This window comes from Streptomyces sp. NPDC006711 (genome assembly GCF_042869775.1).
Taxonomy (GTDB): domain Bacteria; phylum Actinomycetota; class Actinomycetes; order Streptomycetales; family Streptomycetaceae; genus Streptomyces.
The window spans coordinates 308,389-324,167 of sequence record NZ_JBIAGO010000006.1; the positions used below are offsets into that span (position 1 = coordinate 308,389).

Consider the following 15,779-nt stretch of genomic DNA (forward strand, 5'->3'; position numbering starts at 1 on the left):
CTGTTTCATTTACTTGGATCATCACGGGCCGTCGGACGGCCCGTGACCGGACGTACGGAGGGGGAACGCCATGCGGGCGATCGAGTATCGGCGCCACGGCGGATACGAGGAACTGCGGCTCGTGGACCGTCCAGCAGAACCGGCCACCGGGGGCCGTGCGTCGGTCAGGCTCACCTATGCCGACGTGAGTCCGGCCGACAACACCCTGAGGGCAGGCCGGATGGACCCCTCCCTGCACCGGGCGCCGCCCCACGTACCCGGCGGCGGCGCGGTGGGCGAGATCACCGACTCCGGGGCGACCGGTCTGCCGGACGGAGCCCGCGTCGTGGTCGGCGGCGGGGGGCTCGGCTGGCACACCGACGGCACCTGGCGCGAGCAACTGACCGCGGACGCCCATCAGTTGATACCCATCCCCGACGGGGTGAGCGACGAGGCCGCCTGCGCGCTCTTCGCCGGTGCCGGATACAGCACTGCCTACCTCGTCCTGACCCGGCTTGGCGGGCTGAAGGACGGCGGCACGGTCCTGGCGCCAGGCATCGGTGGCTCCGTCGGCATGGGCGCCGTGGAGGTGGCCCGCGAACTGGGCGCATCCCTGACCATTTCCACCGCGAGCCGCACCGACAAAGCCGAAGCCGCCCGTGCCGCCGGCCACGAGCACGTCATCGACCTGTCCCGCGAGTCCCTGACCGACGGCGTCGCGCGCATCACCGACGGCCGGGGCGTGGACGTCGTGGTTGACGGCGTCGCCGGTCCGCTGCTCGGTCCCTGCATCGCCTCCCTCGCACACGGCGGTGTCTACATCGGCGTCGGATACTCGGGCGGCACCGAAGGCACGGTGAACATCACCGACCTGATCTGGAAGAACGCCACCGCCTACGGCTACACGTTCACGATGACTCCGCCGGACGTCGCCCGCGCCGCCCGCGTGACCCTGCTGCAATGGCTGCGAGCGGGCCGCATCACCCCCGCCGTCGCCCGCGTGTTCCCTCTGGACCAGGCGGCCGAAGCGCAGCGCCATCTGATCGAGGACCGGCCCTTCGGCCGCGTCCTGCTCACCATGGCCCGCTGAACCGGGCCGAGACAAGAGGAGCCACGACATGCGGCCTCGCAAGGCATCCACAGCCGACATACCGGAACTGATCCGGCTGCGCGCCGTCGCCCTGGAGAGCCTGGGCACCGACCCCGGACCGGTTGACACACCATGGCGGCTGATCGCCCGCGACTGGTTCGACGAGCGCGTCAACCGCCGCGACGACTGCGTCTGCCTCGTCGTCGGCGGTGACCCCGGCGAACCTCTCCTCGCCTGCGGCATGGCCTGGGTCACCTACCATCTGCCCGGTTCTCGGTGGCCCGACGGGCGCCGCGGCTACCTGGACGGCATCGTCACCGACACCCCGGCCCGCGGCCGCGGCCACGCACGCCGCATCGTGGACGAACTGGTCGACTGGCTCCAGGAAGCCGGCATCCACTACATCCAACTGCACGCCAGCGAGGCCGGAAAGCCGATCTACGAAGCTGCGGGCTTCGTCACCGGGCGCTACCCGGGCATGGACCTGATCACGACACCCCCCGCCGGCTGACCCCTGATGGAACCGATCAGGGGCAGTACGGAAAGGGGTTCTGAGCGTCTTCGGTGCGCCGAGTCCGGCGATTTACGCCGACGAAGCCGCTGTTCAATGGGGTGGCCGGCCGGGCGCCCTGTGGCGGTACCGCCACGATGAAGTTCAGCGCGGCGGCCTGGCCCGACGCCTGGTCGTCGCCACCCAACCCGTCGTCGTCCTCGGAGCCGCGATCCGGGTCTTCGCTCTCCCCTCGCCGCCCGCGGCTTGCCCATGACCCGGGTGACGCCGGCCGCCCTCAAGCGCGGCCGGCCCCGCTGAGCGGGCGTCCGTACGGGCGAACCCGGCGGGCGGACGGGCGCCGCTCCCGCTAGGCAGGGAGCATGGCACCGATGGCACGGATGGGGACGATCGACCGCCGCTGGTTCGAGCGGGTGGCCACCGCGCGCCTGGCCGGCGCGGACCGGGTGCTGCCCCGACTGAGCCGCGCCGCCAACCACGGCGGGCTGTGGTTCGCGACGGCGGCGGTGCTCGCCGCCGCCGGGGGCCCCACGGCCCGCAGGGCCGCGCGGCGCGGAGCGGGCGCCCTCGCGCTGGCCTCGCTCACCACCAACACCGTCGCCAAGTACGCCACCCGGCGCGGGCGCCCGGTGGTGGACGCCGTCCCGCTGGTGCGCCGCCTCGCGAAGGCGCCGCACACCTCCTCCTTCCCCTCGGGCCACTCCGCGTCGGCCGCCGCCTTCGCGGCCGGCGTGGCCCTGGAGTCCACCCGGTACGGCGCGCTCGTCGCCCCGGTCGCCGCGGCCGTGGCCTTCTCACGTGTCTACGTCGGCGTCCACTACCCGGGTGACGTGCTGGCCGGCTGTGTCCTCGGCGTGGGCGCCGCCGCCATCACCTGCTACTGGTGGCCGCCGAGGCCTCGGCCCGTGCACCCGCTGCACACCCGCGCCGACGCACCCACGCTGCCGCGTGGCCGGGGTCTCGTGGTGGTCGTCAACAGCGGGTCAGGCAAAGGGGTTCCGGGCCGGCTGCCCGCGCGGGACCACCTGAGGCTGCTGCTCCCCGAAGCCGAGATCGTTGTGCTCGGTCCGCAGGACGACCTGGGCGCACTCCTCGACGACGCCGTCGCCCGGGCCGGCCGACTGACCAAAGTGCTCGGGGTGTGCGGCGGCGACGGGACCGTGAACGCGGCCTCCGCACGCGCCGCGCGGGCCGGGCTCGCGCTCGCGGTCTTCCCCGGCGGCACGCTCAACCACTTCGCCCTCGACGCGGGCGTCGCCGCCTTCGAGGACACGGCGCACGCCCTCGAACACGGCGAGGCGATCCGGGTCGACCTGGCCCGCGTACGCGACGAGGGGGAACGTGACGTGGCGGCGTTCCTCAACACCTTCAGCATCGGCTTCTACCCCGATCTGGTCCGGATCCGCGAAGGCCTCGAAGGCCGGATCGGCAAGTGGCCCGCCGCCGCCATCGCGCTCGTGCGCGTGCTGCGCACCGCCACACCCGTGCACGTGCGCCTGGACGGCAGGCCCCGGAAGCTGTGGCTGCTGTTCGCGGGCAACGGCCACTACCAGCCCGACGGACTCGCCCCCACCTACCGGCCGCGCCTGGACGAAGGCCTGCTCGACCTGCGCACCGTCGACGCCGAAGCGCCCCTGGCCCGTCTGCGCCTGGCCGTCTCCGCGCTGGCCGGCGCCCTGCGGCGCTCCCACGTCTACCAGGCCGAACGCGTACGGTCGCTGCGTCTGACCGGGCTCGAAGGCGTCGACTCCCTCGCGTACGACGGGGAGACGGCGTCCGCGCCCGACGCCCTGGTCCTGGACAAGCGGGACCGCGCCCTCACCGTCTACAGCCCCGCGGAGGCCCAGGACGAGTTCGCCCAGCGGGCCCGCACCGCGACGGCCGCCATCGCCGCCGGCGCCACCGCCATCAGGGCCCGACAGGCCCGCTGAGCCCTTCATCGCTCTCGCCCGGCCAGCGCGGCCGGGGCGCCGGCGGCCACGTCCTCACGCTCGGGCGGCGCGGGCTCGGGCAAGGTGCGCGCGGTCAGCCAGGCCAGCAAGGGGAAGACGACCAGCGGGGCGAGGGCGGTCCGCAGCGACGTGGCGTCGGCGGCGGCCCCGATCAGCGGACCGGCCACGCCGCCCACGCTCACCGTCAGGCCGAGCGTGACCCCGCTCGCCGTCCCGATCCTGGTGGACAGATAGTCCTGACCCAGCGTCACCTGGAGCGAGAACGGCACATACAGCGCGGCCGAGGTCAGCGCGACGAACAGATAGAAAGCCGGGCCCGGGACGAACACCACCCCGGCGACGGACGGCGCCGCGACCGCGTACGACCGGGCCACCACCCGCACCCGGTCCCAGCGCGCCGCGAGCCGACCACCCACGACCGTGCCGACGGCGCCACCCGCGTACAGCACGAACAGGGCGGCGGAGCCCGCCACTTCACCGCCGCCGACCCGCTCACGGGCGTACAGCGCGACGAACGCGCTCAGGCCCACGAACACCAGCGAACGGCACACGACGACCAACGACAGCCTCAGGAACGAGGCCCAGTCGTCCCGCGCGGCGCCGCCCGGGTCACGCGCCGTGCCCCGCCCGGGCAGCCGGGTCGCCCGCAGCGTGAGCACACACAGCACGCTGCCGAGCGCGGCCGGCACCGCGAGCAGCGGCGCGGCCCCGAGCCCGCCCGCCCCCACCACCACGCCGACCAGCAGCGGCGCGGCCGCGAAACCCAGGTTGCCGCCGAGCGAGAACCAGCCCATCGCCGTGTGGCTCCCGGCGCTCGCCGCCCGGGCCACCCGGGCGGACTCGGGATGGTAAGCGGCCACCCCCACCCCGGACACGGCGACCATCGCCAGGGTCATCGCATAGGTGCCCCCGGTCGCGCTCAGGGCGATGCCGGTCCCGGCGAGCGCCGTGCTGACCGCAAGCAGCCACGGCATCGCCCACCGGTCGGCGAGCGCCCCGAACAGCGGCTGGACGACGGAGGACAGCAAAGAAGCCGCCAGCACGACACCGGAGGCGGCCGCGTAGGAATAGGCCCGCTCCGCCACGAAGAACGGCACGAGCGCCGCCACGGAGCCCTGGTACACATCGACGCACGCGTGCCCCACCGCAAGCAGGAACACCGGTCTTCGCCACAACCCGCCGCCCCGCCCCCGCGTCGACCGCTCCCCGCACTGCTGATCACCCTGTTTCTTCGCCACGGCCCGATCATCGCCAGCGCCGCACCTGTCGCGCTTCCGATAAAATGCCAGGCGATGCCGAATATCCGCCACACCCCCGTGGCGCCCACCCGCGCACAGCCGATGGCCGCCGGCGACAGCATCGACGCGCACCGGCACGACGACCATCAGATCGTCTACGCGAGCCGAGGCGTGCTCGCGGTCACCACGGACGCCGGGACCTGGGTCGCCCCCGCGACGCGCGCCATCTGGGTGCCGGCCGGCACCGTGCACGCCCACCGGGCCCACGGCCGGCTGGAACTGCACCTGATGGGGATCGCGGCCCACGAAGACCCGCTGGGCCTCGACGCCCCCACCGTCGTGACGGTCGGACCACTCCTGCGCGAGCTGCTGCTCGCCCATACCCGCGCCCCGCGAGAGCGGGGGCCCGAGGGGGAGCGGCTGCGCGCGGTCCTGCTCGACCAGGTGCGCGCCGCGCCCCGGTGGCCCGTCCATCTGCCCGCGCCCAGCGACCCCCGCCTGGCCGCGGTCTGCGCGGCGCTGTGGGCCGACCCGGCCGACCGGCGCGGGCTCGCGGAACTCGGCGCGGACGCGGGCGCGAGCGAACGCACCCTCAGCCGCCTCTTCCGCGCCGATCTCGGCATGACGTTCCCCCAGTGGCGCACCCAGCTGCGGCTCTACCACGCGCTGCGGCTGCTCGCCGACGACACTCCGGTGACCACCGTGGCCCACCGGTGCGGCTGGTCCTCCACCAGCGCGTTCATCGACGTATTCCGCCGGGCGTTCGGCCACACACCCGGCGCGCACGGGCGTTTGCGCTAGAGCGTGCTCCAACTCGTAGCGTCTGGAGCATGAACAGTGCCCAGAACACGCAGAACACGCAGAACACGCAGAACGCCCCGGAGACCGCCACTGCCGCCGTACGGGGCGACGAGACGACCGACGAGCGGTTCGAGCGCGGGCTCGCCCTGCTGCGTACCGTGGGCGGGCGGGAGCGGCCTGCGGTCCTGGACAGCCTGGCCGACATCGCGCCCGACCTCGGCCACATGACCGTCGCCTTCGGATACGGCGACATCCTGTCCCGGCCCGGCCTCACGCTGCGCCAGCGGCAGATCATCACGGTCGGCGCGCTCGCCGCGATGGGCAACGCCGCGCCCCAGCTGCGCTTCCACATCGACGGCGCGCTCAACGTCGGGGTCAGCCCGGCCGAGGTGGTGGAACTGCTCATCCACACCGCCGTGTACGCGGGCTTCCCCGCCGCCCTGAACGGCGTCGCCGCCGCCCGCGAGGTCTTCGAGAGCAGGCCCGACGTCACGGCCGCCCCCGTCGACACCGCGCCGGAGCCCGGCGACCGCTACGAGCGCGGTCTGGCCAAGCTGGCCGAGGTGGACGGGCACGCCGGGGACCAGGTCGTCGCGTCGATGCGGGACATCGCGCCCGATCTGACGCGCTACATCATCGAGTTCGCCTTCGGGGACGTCTACGCGCGCCCCGGGCTCGGCCTGAAGGAGCGCGAACTGGCCAGCGTCGCCATGTGCACGGCGCTCGGTACGGCCGCCCCGCAGCTGCGGATCCACGTGCACGGGCTGCTCAACGTGGGCGGCACCCGCGAGGAGGTCGTCGAGGTCATCACGCAGATGGCGGGCTACGCGGGCTTTCCCGCGGCGCTCAACGCCGTCGCCGTCGCCCGAGAGGTCTTCGAGGAGCGCGCGGCGAACTGACCGCGCGGGCGGCGACGCGTCACCCCGGACGAGCGCCGGGGCCGTGGACCCGGCTTCGGGCCGGCCGGGCCGGGTCCACTCGGGCTGGCTCCGTTGGCGCCGGGTCCGTTGGCGCCGGGTCCGTTGGGGGCGCGACCGTCGAGTCGGCGCCCGCTCGAGTCGGCGCCCGCGCCGGTCAGGTCTTCCCCCGGGTGTGTCCTTTCAGGGAAGCGGCGTGTTTCAGGGAAGCAGTTTGTCCAGGGCGGCGGGGCCCTCGGCGGCCAGCTTGCGCTCCGCCCAGGCCAGGTTCTCCGGGTTGATGTCCCGTCCGGATGCGAGCACCAGGTCCTCTGCGGTGACCTCGCCCCCGGCTCCCGTGTGCAGCAGCGCGTCGGGGGTCACGGAATCGGGCTGCGAGCTGGAATCGGACCGGTCGTTCATGCCGCCTCCTACGTTCGTCCAGTAATGCACCATTCTGGCCCCCGCCTACCCGGACCGCATCCGGCCCACACGCCCCAGGGCCACCGCCGCGCGGCGCCCTTGCTCGGGGCCGTGGCCGGTCGCGTACGGGTGGCTCGAACCATGTGCGGAGCGCGTTTCAGCGAACCGCGTACACCCGCCCGGCGAACGTGGCGAAGGCCTCCGCCGTGAGCTTGCGGGCCAGGTCCGCCTCGGTGATCATGCCGACCGGCAGACCGTCCTCGACGACCACGATCCGCCGGATCCGCGCCTCGCTCATCGCCCTCACCGCGAGCGCGGCCTCGGCGCCCGCGTCCACCGTGTGCACGCCGCCCCCGGCCAGCTCGCCCGCGGTGATCTTCGAGGCGTCCTTCCCGGAGGCGAGCGCCTTCACGACGATGTCCCGGTCGGTCACGATGCCGGTCAGGGTGCCGTCACTGCCTTTCACCGGCAGCGCGCCGACCTCGTGGTCGCGCATCAACTGGGCGGCGCGGTCCAGGGTCTCGGAGGCCGGGACGCAGCGGACGCCGGCGGTCATCAGGTCGCGGGCAGTGGTCACGGGGGCCTCCGGTTCACGGGTGCGGCGGGGATGCGACGGGGTGCGGCGGGGCGCGGCGGGGTGCGGCGGGGGTGCGGACACGGACGGGACGGGCGCGCTGTAGCGGTACGGGCGCGCACCCCGCACCACCGGCGCGCACCCCGCACCAAACGGCGCGCACCCCGCACTCCGCACCACCGGCCATGCTCACCGCCCCCACGGCCCCCGGCGACCGCTCGGCGCCGTCCGGGTGACGCCCCGCGCCGACGAGTCCCGGATGCCTGCAAGTGACTGCCCCCTGCGGCCCGTTGGCACCTGGGGCGCCCCCTCCCCTTCCAGATTCTTGGAACACGTTCTACTGTGTGCGCCGCCGTACCGCGACCGTCCTGGAGGGGCCGTGCACCTCGCATACACGCCTGAGCAGCAGAAGCTGCGTACCGAGCTGCGGACCTACTTCGCCGGGCTCGTGCCGGACAACGTCTACGCCAGGTACGCGGACCCGGCCGCGCAGAAGCGGTTCTACCGCGCGACCGTGCGCCGGCTCGGCGAGGACGGCTGGCTCGGCGTGGGGTGGCCCACGGAGTACGGCGGCCGGGGGCTCAGCCCGATGGAACAGTTCATCTTCTTCGACGAAGCGGCCCAGGCCGGGGTCCCGCTGCCCCTGATGGCCCTCAACACCGTGGGCCCCACGCTCATGCGGTTCGGCACGGACGAGCAGAAGGCGTACTTCCTGCCGAGGATCCTCTCCGGCGAGATCGACTTCGCCATCGGCTACAGCGAGCCGGACGCGGGCACCGACCTCGCGGCGCTCAAGACGCGCGCGGTGCGCGAAGGCGGCGAGGCCGACGGCACCTACACCGTGAACGGGCAGAAGATCTGGACCACCAACGGCGACACCGCCGACTGGGTCTGGCTCGCCGTGCGCACCGATCCGGACGCCCCCGCGCACAAGGGCATCACCATGCTCCTCGTGCCGACCTCCGACCCCGGCTACAGCTGCACCCTGATCAACACGCTGGCCTCGCACGACACCACGGCCAGCTACTACGAGGACATCAAGGTCCCGGCCGCGCACCGGGTCGGCGAGGAGAACAAGGGCTGGCGCCTGATCACCAACCAGCTCAACCACGAGCGGGTCACCCTGGCCGCCCACGGCACCACGGCGATCCGCGCGCTCCACGACGTCCAGCGCTGGGCCGCCGGCGTCCCGCTCGCCGACGGCCGCCGCGTCCTCGACCTCGGCTGGGTCCGCAGGAACCTCGCCCGCACCCACACCCGCCTGGAGGCGATGAAACTGCTCAACTGGCAGATGGTCAACGCCGTCCAGGAAGGCACCCTCACCCCCCAGGACGCCTCCGCCGTCAAGGTGTACGGATCCGAGGCGCGCCGGGACGCCTACGCGAGCCTGATGGAGGTCCTGGCGGCGGCGGGACCGCTGAAGGAGGGCTCGGCGGGCGCGGTCCTGCACGGCGAACTCGAACGCGGCTACCGCTCCGCCGTCATCTTCACCTTCGGCGGCGGCAACAACGAGATCCAGCGCGAAATCATCGCCTGGATCGGCCTGGGGATGCCCCGGGTGCGCCGCTAGCCTGGTTGCGACCGCTGCCTGTAGTTGGCACCTACCGAGGCTAGTTGGCACACGAGCCAACCCGGTGCAGGACGAAGCGGGCCCAGCGGACGCCCAGGTTGTCGCGTCCGGACTTCGGAGCCTCGCTGGATACCGCAGCGGCGCTCTCCTCGCGCGGGTCGGCCTACGCGTCCCGCTTCAAGGCCTTGCGTGTCCGGCGCGCCAGCACCGCGTTCGGCCAGAACCCGAGGCACGCCGGTACCAGGGTGAGTGCGGCCACGACGGCGATCACCACCGCGCCGGCCGCGGCGAGCCCCATCTTCGTCAACGTCGGAATCCCGACCACCAACAGACCGGCAAGCGCGATCACCCCGGTCAGTCCGGCGAAGACGACCGACGAACCGGCGGTGCCGCCCCGCCTAGCCGCCTCCTGCGGCGTGTGGCCACGCCGCGTTCCTCTCGGGAGCGGGAGACAACGAACAGCGCGTAAGCGTGGTCAGCAGCGGCAGTCAGGCCGCGGCCAGCGAACCGCCTGTGTACGGTACGCACTGGCTCCAGGACGTGGACAACGTCTACGGCTGCGGCAACGGGCCCGGCAAGTGTGAGGCGGGGCCGACGGTGACCGGACCGTCGTACATCAACACCTTCCAGCGCGGCCCGCAGGAGTCGGTCTGGGAGACCGTCCCGCAGCCGACCTGCGACGCCTTCAAGTACGGCGGCACCCACGGTTACCGGCGACTCCTCCTACGCCAAGCAGTGGAAGTACACGGACGCCCCGGACGCGGATGCGCGTGCGGTGCAGGCCGCGTACTGGGCGGACGTGTGGGCGAAGGCGCAGGGCAAGGGCAGTGAGGTGTCCGCCATGGTCGCCAAGGCGGTGAAGATGGGCGACTACCTGCGGTATGCGATGTACGACAAGTACTTCAAGAAGATCGGCAACGGACGGCGGGGCGAGCTACGTCCAGCCGGCGGGCGTCGAGCAGGCCGACACCATCGGCTTCGGCAAGGCGGAGAGCGGGGCGTCGTACCAGACCCTCTGCACCAGCGTCAGGACGGGCGGCGTACGCGGCATCTTCCGGTCGACCGACCAGGGCACGACCTGGACCCGCATCAACGACGATGCCCACCAGCGGGGTTGGACGGGCGCGGCGGGGACGGAGGCGGTGGCGGCGATACGACCCCGCCGACGACCGGTGCCTGCACGGCCGCCTGACGAAAGAGGGGGCGTGCCGTACGGGACGCGCGCCCCCTTTCGCGTAAACTGATCATGAATTGTGCCGGGGCTTCGCAGCGGGGGAGCGTGTGACGCATGGCCTGGGATGAATGGGAGCAGCTGAAGAGCCGAGCTGCCGAAAAACAGGACACGAGCACGCAGTTGAACAGTCAGCCGGGTTCCGGAGGTGGCGGGGACGCGGATCTCGTCGTTCATCAGGACGACCTCGGTGCCGTGGGGCACGAGGCATTCCAGCTCCACGCACGCCTGCACGACCAGGTCGACATCGCAGGGGCCGGAGCCGACCAGAGCGGCGCCGGAACGACGATGCAGGCCGCGGCGGCGCTGAAGAGTCATCACTTCGACATGGGGTCGGGGCTGGAGACGACCGTGACCGTGTGGACCTCTCAGGTCAAGGCGGTCCTGCAGGCGTTCGCGCACATCTCGAATCACCTGGACTACTCGCAGAAGCTCCACGCGCGCGACGACGAGACGATCGGTGCCGAGGTACGGAACCGGGACGGCTCCGCCGTTTCGGTGTCCGTGCTGAGCAGCTACTTCAAGTGAGGAGGCCGGACCAGTGAACTACCGTGATCTGCTCGAAGTGGATCTGGGCAAGCTCGGCTCCGCCGTGGCCACCTGGGAACAGGCGGTGAAACACCTCGATGCGCTGGCCAAGGACGCCCAGGACGGGCTGAAGGCGAAGGCCGACAGCGCCCGGTGGGCCGGCCTCAACGCGTCGGTGTCCCGTGAGTTCGTGGACAAGACGGCCAACGAGTGCATCGACCTGCACAGCGAGGCCAAGAGTATCTGGAGCGTGCTCGCGGACGCGCATACGGAACTCGCGGGACTCCAGCGGAACGCGAAGGACCTGGACGCGGAGGCACAGAAGGCCGGATTCCTGGTGGTCGACGGGGACCACGGCTCGGTGAAGGTGATGCCGGCCATGTGCACCGTGGGCGGGAAGGAGGAGGGGCAGAAGGCGAAGGACCTGATGCAGTGGTACGCCGACACCCTCGCCGATGTCGTGCGGCACGCCTCGGAGATCGATGCCGCCGTCGTGCGGGCCCTCCAGAAGAGCCACGGTGACGATCCGTTCAACGCGGGTCATGCCACCTACACCTCCCTGGACGAGGACATGGTGCCGCGGGCCACCAAACTCGCCGAGCTCGGCGACGAGGCCAACGCCGAGCAGAGGGGGGAGCTGCGCCGCCTGTGGCAGTCTCTGAGCCCGGAGGCACGAGCCGAACTGTGGTCGCAGCACAAGGACGATCTGATCTCGGCGGGTATCCTCGGGGTTCAGGTGAAGCAGGTGGCGCCCGACGACGGCTCCGGCCCCTACGACGTCGAGGACCCCTCCGCCCACGACTACTGGGTCCTCGCCGAGGCCAAGGCCATGGCGGCCGGGGGCGACGTCATCGGCAACACCGACGCCGCCCGCAACATGGACCACTACCTCCGGGGCATGGGCACCACACTGGACCTCGACGTGGACCGGATGCTGCAGGACGACGCGCAGCTCCGACTCGTGACAGAGCAGGGCGTCCAGGACAACCAGGAAGAATGGCGCAAAGAGGCACTGGAGGCCTTCCGTAAGTCCGGCGGGAAGCCGGTGTCGATCCCGGTGGAGTCGAACGGCATCGGATACACGCACTCGGACCGGAACTGGTTTCTGGCCGTCGGCAGCGCGAACACCAACACGACGGGCGTGGTCACGGTGGTGCCGGGGGACGACGGCAAACCCAAGATCGGTCTCGACTACCGGGTCAACGTCTGGGACCGGTACAACTGGGACCCTGGAAAGTCCACCCAGATCGGGCCGACGACCATGACCGACGCGGACATGGCCCGTCTGCACAGGACGGGACTCGCCAAGGAGTTCGACATGAGAGGCAGTGGCACGGTGCAGCACTACGACCTGGGGAACGACGACCCCGGTCCCCTGCCTGCCCCGGCCGACCCGGGCCGGGACGGTACGCGGACCGACCTCGGACGCGACGGAGACGCCCGGTGAGACGGAAGTCCGTCGGTGTTTTGTGCGCCGGGGCGCTGGTCTGCGCCCTGGCCGCCTGTTCGTCGTCGCCGGACGCGTCCGTGCGTGACGGCTCCCCGGGCGGGCAGCGGATTCCGTACTGGGTCAAGGGGATGACACCGCACGAGGTCGCCGGGCGACTGCACGTCACGATCCCGGCGCAGGCCACCGACCTGAGAGCGGCCTACCAGAAGGGTTTCCAGGACGACGGACTGCTGCTCGCGTTCACCCTGCCCACGCCGGACACCAAGGCGTTCGTCGGGAAACTGGCCCCCGCCAGCCCCTTGTCGCATCGGGCGAGCCCTCTTCCTTCGGCGAAGGACGTCAAGCCGACGACTCCCTTCGCCCACCTCGGTCTGAGCGAGCCGGAGGGCTTGGCCGATGTCACGGAAGGGCCCGTCTGCTCGCCCTGCCAAGGCGAACTGAACTCGCTGGCCGTGGCGCTGCATCCGCTCGACGCGCAGCACAGTCAGGTGTATCTCAGGGGCGTCGACTGAGGCTGCCCTCCCGCGACTCGGGAAGGCAGCCTCGGCCAGACCTGCCCGCGGGCTGATCGGTACGGGTGATCGTGGCCGGGTTGACCCTCGTACCGGCTCGCCGCGACGGCGTCTGCGGTGGGGGCGCGGGTGCTTCACGTGACGCACCTCCCGGGGAGAACGGGCGGGGTCGCCTGTCAGTAGCCGCCTCCCGCACGGGAGGTGCCCGTACTTCTCGGCCGGTTCCGGGCGGTGCGGGGAGTGCGTTCGCGCAGCTCGGGCCGGTGCCGCGGCCTCGGTATCCGTGCCGGGACGCAGGAACGGGGCGTGCGCGTCCGGTTCGTGGGACCGGGAGTCTCCCCGCCGGAGCCCGCTGGGAGCAGGCGTCCTCGGTGAACGGCGGGGAGACCCGGATGACCGGACGGGCGATGGACTTCAGGCGGCCGTCGGCTTCCTGAATGAGCGCACACGAAACCGGGGGTCGGGGCGGCGGCGGTCCTGGTCGGGAAGGGCCGCCAGCCGCTCGGCGAACCCCTCGACGCGCGGGTCACCGGGCGGCATCACGCGGCGCGGTGACGTGAGGGCGTACTCCTCGGCGGTGAGCACCGGGGCGGGAACGAAGTCCTCGCGGGTTTGGCACCAGCGCTGTCAGCCCCCCCACGTGGTGCGGTCCACCGGCGGGCCGGGCAGGAACGACGGATTGCTGCGCTCAGGGCTCACTGATCAGCCTCTTCCTCGGCGGTGGGGGCCGGCATATCGCGTTCCTCGTCGTCCACGTCGGTGTCGGAGTCGGGCAGCGCCAGCAGGCTAGAGGCACGCAGTCGCTCGGACAGGCTCTGCGGCGCGGGCGGCTGCTCGGGTACGGCGGCCTCCCGGCGCCTCCGGCGTTCACCGGGTCCTCGCCCTGCTGAGCGCGCTTCTTCCAGCGCAGCGGGACAACCTTGCCCCCGTCGGTGCCGGGGCGGGTGCCGACGGAACGGCAGCGACCGCCGGTGCCGCCGCCTGCCGGGCCTTCCTCGTGACCGTGGCGCTTGAAGGACGGTCGGCTGCCCGGCGGCCGCCTGTGCCACCTCACGGGGGTGTTCGATGCGTTCCTTCTTCGACAGCCGGGTCGGCCACTGGTCGACGGGGACATTCTTCCCGATCAACTCCAGCAGGATGAGCGGCAGTTCGGTCTCGTCCTTGGGTGCGAGCCCCCAGCGGCGCAGCTCCCGCATGGCGTCGCGTACCCGCGCCTCGCTGAAGGCCGGCACCTCGTCCTCATCGGGCATGCCCGTCCAACGCAGCGTGCGCCAGTCATGGGTGCGCGGGTCCTGGAAGAACACGAAGCACGGATCGCGCGGGTCGCGGTGGATGACGTACGTGTTCCTTGCCTGGCCGCCGCGCCGGGACAACTCGCCGGGGTATGGCTCCAGGGCCTCGCCGTCGTACCAGAGGTTTCTGATCTTCACGCCGTGCTTGCCGTGGATCATGACCCGGTGCTGCGGCAGGAGCTGGTAATACAGCTCGGGGGACGGGATCCGTAGCGCGAAGCCGCCCTGCTGCATCGATGAGGCGAAGAGGCTGTTGTGGCTGTGGTCGCCGCTCGGGTCCCAGCTCGGGGCGTAAGAACCGAGGCGGCGGTTTTGCCAGATTTTCACGATCCAGGTGGCGATGAGGTGCTTCATCTGCGCCACCGTCAGGCAGGCGTCCGCCTCTGGATCCGTGCCGCGGCCGGCTGTGTCCACTCCCTGGTAGCCAAGCGGTTTCGCGAACAGCGGCGACCGGATGGCGCCAAAGGCCCGCTCCACGGTCTGCTTGTCGGTTGGCCGCAGGACACGGCTGGGTTTGAAGTGGTGAAGGTCATCTTTGCCCTTCACCACCCCCAGCGTGAGACTGAAAAGAGCTCACACTCGCCCCGAAGGCAACGTCTCAGCGGTCAGCGCGGTGCCGTATCCGCCTCAATCATCTGAGGCTCGGTAGGGAAGAAGCCGCGGCTGCCCGGCCCGGCGCCGGTGAACCATCCTGCCGATTCCGAACCTTCTGCCGCTGAGGTTAGTCGGCATGAGCGCAGGTCACGAACGGGGCCTGGTGCCAGCTGAAGAGCTTGGTCACACTGGCTCAAGGACCCCATCCCACCGGAGGTGCCCCATGGCGGACGACGGCGACCCGGGCCATTTCGGCCCCCGGTCGGTCACGTGGCAGGTGCACAGCGACCCCATGATGTGGATCGCGGGCATCAGGGCGCTGTACCTCCAGGCGCTGCACCCGCGCGCGGTGCGCGGTGTCATGCAGAACTCCGACTTCCGCGAGGACGCCTGGGGCCGGCTCCTGCGGACCGCCGACTTCGTCGGGACGCTCACCTACGGCACCAAGGACGAGGCCGACCGGGCCGGCGCCCGGGTCCGCCGCATCCACGCCCTGCTCAAGGCCGACGACCCGGTGACCGGCGAGCAGTACGGGACAGACGATCCCGCGCTGCTGCTGTGGGTGCACTGCGCCGAGGTGGACAGCTATCTCGCCGTGACCCGGCGCTCGGGCCTGTGGCTGAGCGACGCCCAGGCCGACCGCTACGTCCAGGAGCACCGCGTGGCCGCCCGCCTGGTGGGCCTGGACGAGGCCGGTGTGCCGGGAAGCGTCGCCGAGCTCGCCGCCTACTTCGACTCCGTGCGGCCCGAGCTCGCGGTCACCGACGACGCCCGGGTCGTGGACGACTTCCTGCGGCGCCCGCCCACACCCGCGCCCCTGGTCCCGGCGCGCGCGCTGGTGTGGCGGCGCGTGGCCACCCTCGCCTACGCCTCACTTCCCGCCTACGCCCATGAGCTCTACGGCCGCCCCGCTCCCGCCGCCCAGGCCGTGGACCGCCGTCTCGTCCGCATGGGCACGACGCTGCGCCGTGTCCCCGCCACGGTGCGCTGGCAGCTGCCGCCCCGCCACATCCTCAAGGCGGTCGCCCGGCTCGGCCCCGGGGCCCGCCCGGCGCCGAGCGAGCTGCGCGCACGCGCGGCCGCGGCCGAGGGGCCCTGACCGTGCCGTGCGCGGGACGGGTTCCGCGCCGGATCGTCC

15 protein-coding genes and 3 pseudogenes are annotated in these 15,779 nt (G+C 72.1%); 11 read left to right on the forward strand and 7 right to left on the reverse strand.

Annotation, left to right across the window (positions count from 1 at the left end; genetic code table 11):
* Positions 1-70 precede the first annotated feature (70 nt).
* The 3 genes from ACFYM2_RS16015 (at position 71) to ACFYM2_RS16025 (ending at position 3,511) form a co-directional block, all read left to right on the forward strand.
* Positions 71-1,069, forward strand: coding sequence for a zinc-binding alcohol dehydrogenase family protein (locus tag ACFYM2_RS16015; protein WP_388836636.1), 999 nt, complete (start codon positions 71-73; stop codon positions 1,067-1,069).
* Positions 1,070-1,097: 28 nt separating this feature from the next.
* On the forward strand, positions 1,098-1,580 hold the full coding sequence (locus ACFYM2_RS16020; RefSeq protein ID WP_388836639.1) for a GNAT family N-acetyltransferase: 483 nt from the start codon (positions 1,098-1,100) through the stop codon (positions 1,578-1,580).
* A gap of 362 nt (positions 1,581-1,942) precedes the next feature.
* Positions 1,943-3,511: a bifunctional phosphatase PAP2/diacylglycerol kinase family protein gene (locus ACFYM2_RS16025; protein WP_388836641.1), complete on the forward strand. Its 1,569-nt coding sequence runs from the start codon at positions 1,943-1,945 to the stop codon at positions 3,509-3,511.
* Positions 3,512-3,516: 5 nt separating this feature from the next.
* Here ACFYM2_RS16025 and ACFYM2_RS16030 read toward each other — a convergent pair whose 3' ends face one another.
* The gene (locus ACFYM2_RS16030; RefSeq protein ID WP_388836741.1) at positions 3,517-4,692 is read right to left on the reverse strand and encodes an MFS transporter; all 1,176 of its coding nucleotides are present in this window, start codon (positions 4,690-4,692) and stop codon (positions 3,517-3,519) included.
* 132 nt (positions 4,693-4,824) lie between these two features.
* On the opposite strand from ACFYM2_RS16030, the gene ACFYM2_RS16035 reads away from it, so the two are divergent.
* Together ACFYM2_RS16035 and ACFYM2_RS16040 are read left to right on the forward strand one after the other, a co-directional pair.
* Positions 4,825-5,571 carry an AraC family transcriptional regulator gene (locus ACFYM2_RS16035; RefSeq protein ID WP_388836644.1) on the forward strand — a complete coding sequence of 249 codons (747 nt, stop codon included), beginning with the start codon at positions 4,825-4,827 and terminating at the stop codon, positions 5,569-5,571.
* Positions 5,572-5,600: 29 nt separating this feature from the next.
* Entirely contained in the window at positions 5,601-6,470 is an 870-nt protein-coding gene (locus ACFYM2_RS16040) for a carboxymuconolactone decarboxylase family protein (protein WP_358995865.1), read from the forward strand.
* 219 nt (positions 6,471-6,689) lie between these two features.
* Here the strand turns inward: ACFYM2_RS16040 and ACFYM2_RS16045 are convergent, their stop codons facing one another.
* Entirely contained in the window at positions 6,690-6,890 is a 201-nt protein-coding gene (locus ACFYM2_RS16045) for a hypothetical protein (RefSeq protein ID WP_350228961.1), read from the reverse strand.
* A 157-nt stretch (positions 6,891-7,047) separates the two neighbouring features.
* Entirely contained in the window at positions 7,048-7,467 is a 420-nt protein-coding gene (locus tag ACFYM2_RS16050) for a CBS domain-containing protein (RefSeq protein ID WP_388836647.1), read from the reverse strand.
* Positions 7,468-7,843: 376 nt separating this feature from the next.
* On the opposite strand from ACFYM2_RS16050, the gene ACFYM2_RS16055 reads away from it, so the two are divergent.
* Positions 7,844-9,034 (forward strand): acyl-CoA dehydrogenase family protein, encoded by a 1,191-nt coding sequence (locus tag ACFYM2_RS16055; protein ID WP_350228959.1) that lies wholly within the window; start codon positions 7,844-7,846, stop codon positions 9,032-9,034.
* Between the two features lie 184 nt (positions 9,035-9,218).
* On the opposite strand, the pseudogene ACFYM2_RS16060 reads toward ACFYM2_RS16055, so the two are convergent.
* Positions 9,219-9,502: pseudogene (locus tag ACFYM2_RS16060) on the reverse strand (MMPL family transporter); the annotation flags it as partial.
* Positions 9,503-9,508: 6 nt separating this feature from the next.
* Here ACFYM2_RS16060 and ACFYM2_RS16065 point away from each other — a divergent pair.
* Positions 9,509-10,013, forward strand: a pseudogene (locus tag ACFYM2_RS16065) (glycoside hydrolase family 48 protein); the annotation flags it as partial.
* On the opposite strand, the gene ACFYM2_RS16070 reads toward ACFYM2_RS16065, so the two are convergent.
* Positions 9,969-10,124: a hypothetical protein gene (locus tag ACFYM2_RS16070; RefSeq protein ID WP_388836753.1), complete on the reverse strand. Its 156-nt coding sequence runs from the start codon at positions 10,122-10,124 to the stop codon at positions 9,969-9,971. The pseudogene ACFYM2_RS16065 and the gene ACFYM2_RS16070 sit on opposite strands and share 45 nt — an antisense overlap.
* 198 nt (positions 10,125-10,322) lie before the next feature.
* Here ACFYM2_RS16070 and ACFYM2_RS16075 point away from each other — a divergent pair, with 198 nt between their 5' ends.
* From ACFYM2_RS16075 to ACFYM2_RS16085, 3 genes are read left to right on the forward strand one after another with little or no spacing between them, the layout of a single operon-like run.
* Entirely contained in the window at positions 10,323-10,793 is a 471-nt protein-coding gene (locus ACFYM2_RS16075; protein ID WP_388836650.1) for a hypothetical protein, read from the forward strand.
* A 13-nt stretch (positions 10,794-10,806) separates the two neighbouring features.
* Positions 10,807-12,240, forward strand: a complete 1,434-nt coding sequence (locus ACFYM2_RS16080) for a hypothetical protein (protein WP_388836653.1) — start codon at positions 10,807-10,809, stop codon at positions 12,238-12,240.
* On the forward strand, positions 12,237-12,755 hold the full coding sequence (locus tag ACFYM2_RS16085; protein ID WP_358995878.1) for a hypothetical protein: 519 nt from the start codon (positions 12,237-12,239) through the stop codon (positions 12,753-12,755). The genes ACFYM2_RS16080 and ACFYM2_RS16085 overlap by 4 nt, the downstream gene beginning before the upstream one ends.
* Positions 12,756-13,169: 414 nt before the next feature.
* Here ACFYM2_RS16085 and ACFYM2_RS16090 read toward each other — a convergent pair.
* A pseudogene (locus tag ACFYM2_RS16090) lies at positions 13,170-13,295 on the reverse strand (SAM-dependent methyltransferase); the annotation flags it as partial.
* Positions 13,296-13,450: 155 nt separating this feature from the next.
* Positions 13,451-14,593: a hypothetical protein gene (locus ACFYM2_RS16095; protein WP_388836656.1), complete on the reverse strand. Its 1,143-nt coding sequence runs from the start codon at positions 14,591-14,593 to the stop codon at positions 13,451-13,453.
* Between the two features lie 271 nt (positions 14,594-14,864).
* Here ACFYM2_RS16095 and ACFYM2_RS16100 point away from each other — a divergent pair, with 271 nt between their 5' ends.
* The gene (locus ACFYM2_RS16100; protein ID WP_388836659.1) at positions 14,865-15,740 is read left to right on the forward strand and encodes an oxygenase MpaB family protein; all 876 of its coding nucleotides are present in this window, start codon (positions 14,865-14,867) and stop codon (positions 15,738-15,740) included.
* Positions 15,741-15,779 lie beyond the last annotated feature (39 nt).

Bases quoted from the DNA above. Each gene is read 5' to 3' on its own strand.
- ACFYM2_RS16025 (WP_388836641.1), top strand. From the start codon at position 1,943: ATGGCACCGATGGCACGGATGGGGACGATCGACCGCCGCTGGTTCGAG.
- ACFYM2_RS16020 (WP_388836639.1), top strand. From the start codon at position 1,098: ATGCGGCCTCGCAAGGCATCCACAGCCGACATACCGGAACTGATCCGG.
- ACFYM2_RS16100 (WP_388836659.1), top strand. From the start codon at position 14,865: ATGGCGGACGACGGCGACCCGGGCCATTTCGGCCCCCGGTCGGTCACG.
- ACFYM2_RS16075 (WP_388836650.1), top strand. From the start codon at position 10,323: ATGGCCTGGGATGAATGGGAGCAGCTGAAGAGCCGAGCTGCCGAAAAA.
- ACFYM2_RS16035 (WP_388836644.1), top strand. From the start codon at position 4,825: ATGCCGAATATCCGCCACACCCCCGTGGCGCCCACCCGCGCACAGCCG.
- ACFYM2_RS16045 (WP_350228961.1), bottom strand. From the start codon at position 6,890: ATGAACGACCGGTCCGATTCCAGCTCGCAGCCCGATTCCGTGACCCCC.
- ACFYM2_RS16015 (WP_388836636.1), top strand. From the start codon at position 71: ATGCGGGCGATCGAGTATCGGCGCCACGGCGGATACGAGGAACTGCGG.
- ACFYM2_RS16070 (WP_388836753.1), bottom strand. From the start codon at position 10,124: ATGCGGGTCCAGGTCGTGCCCTGGTCGGTCGACCGGAAGATGCCGCGT.
- ACFYM2_RS16040 (WP_358995865.1), top strand. From the start codon at position 5,601: ATGAACAGTGCCCAGAACACGCAGAACACGCAGAACACGCAGAACGCC.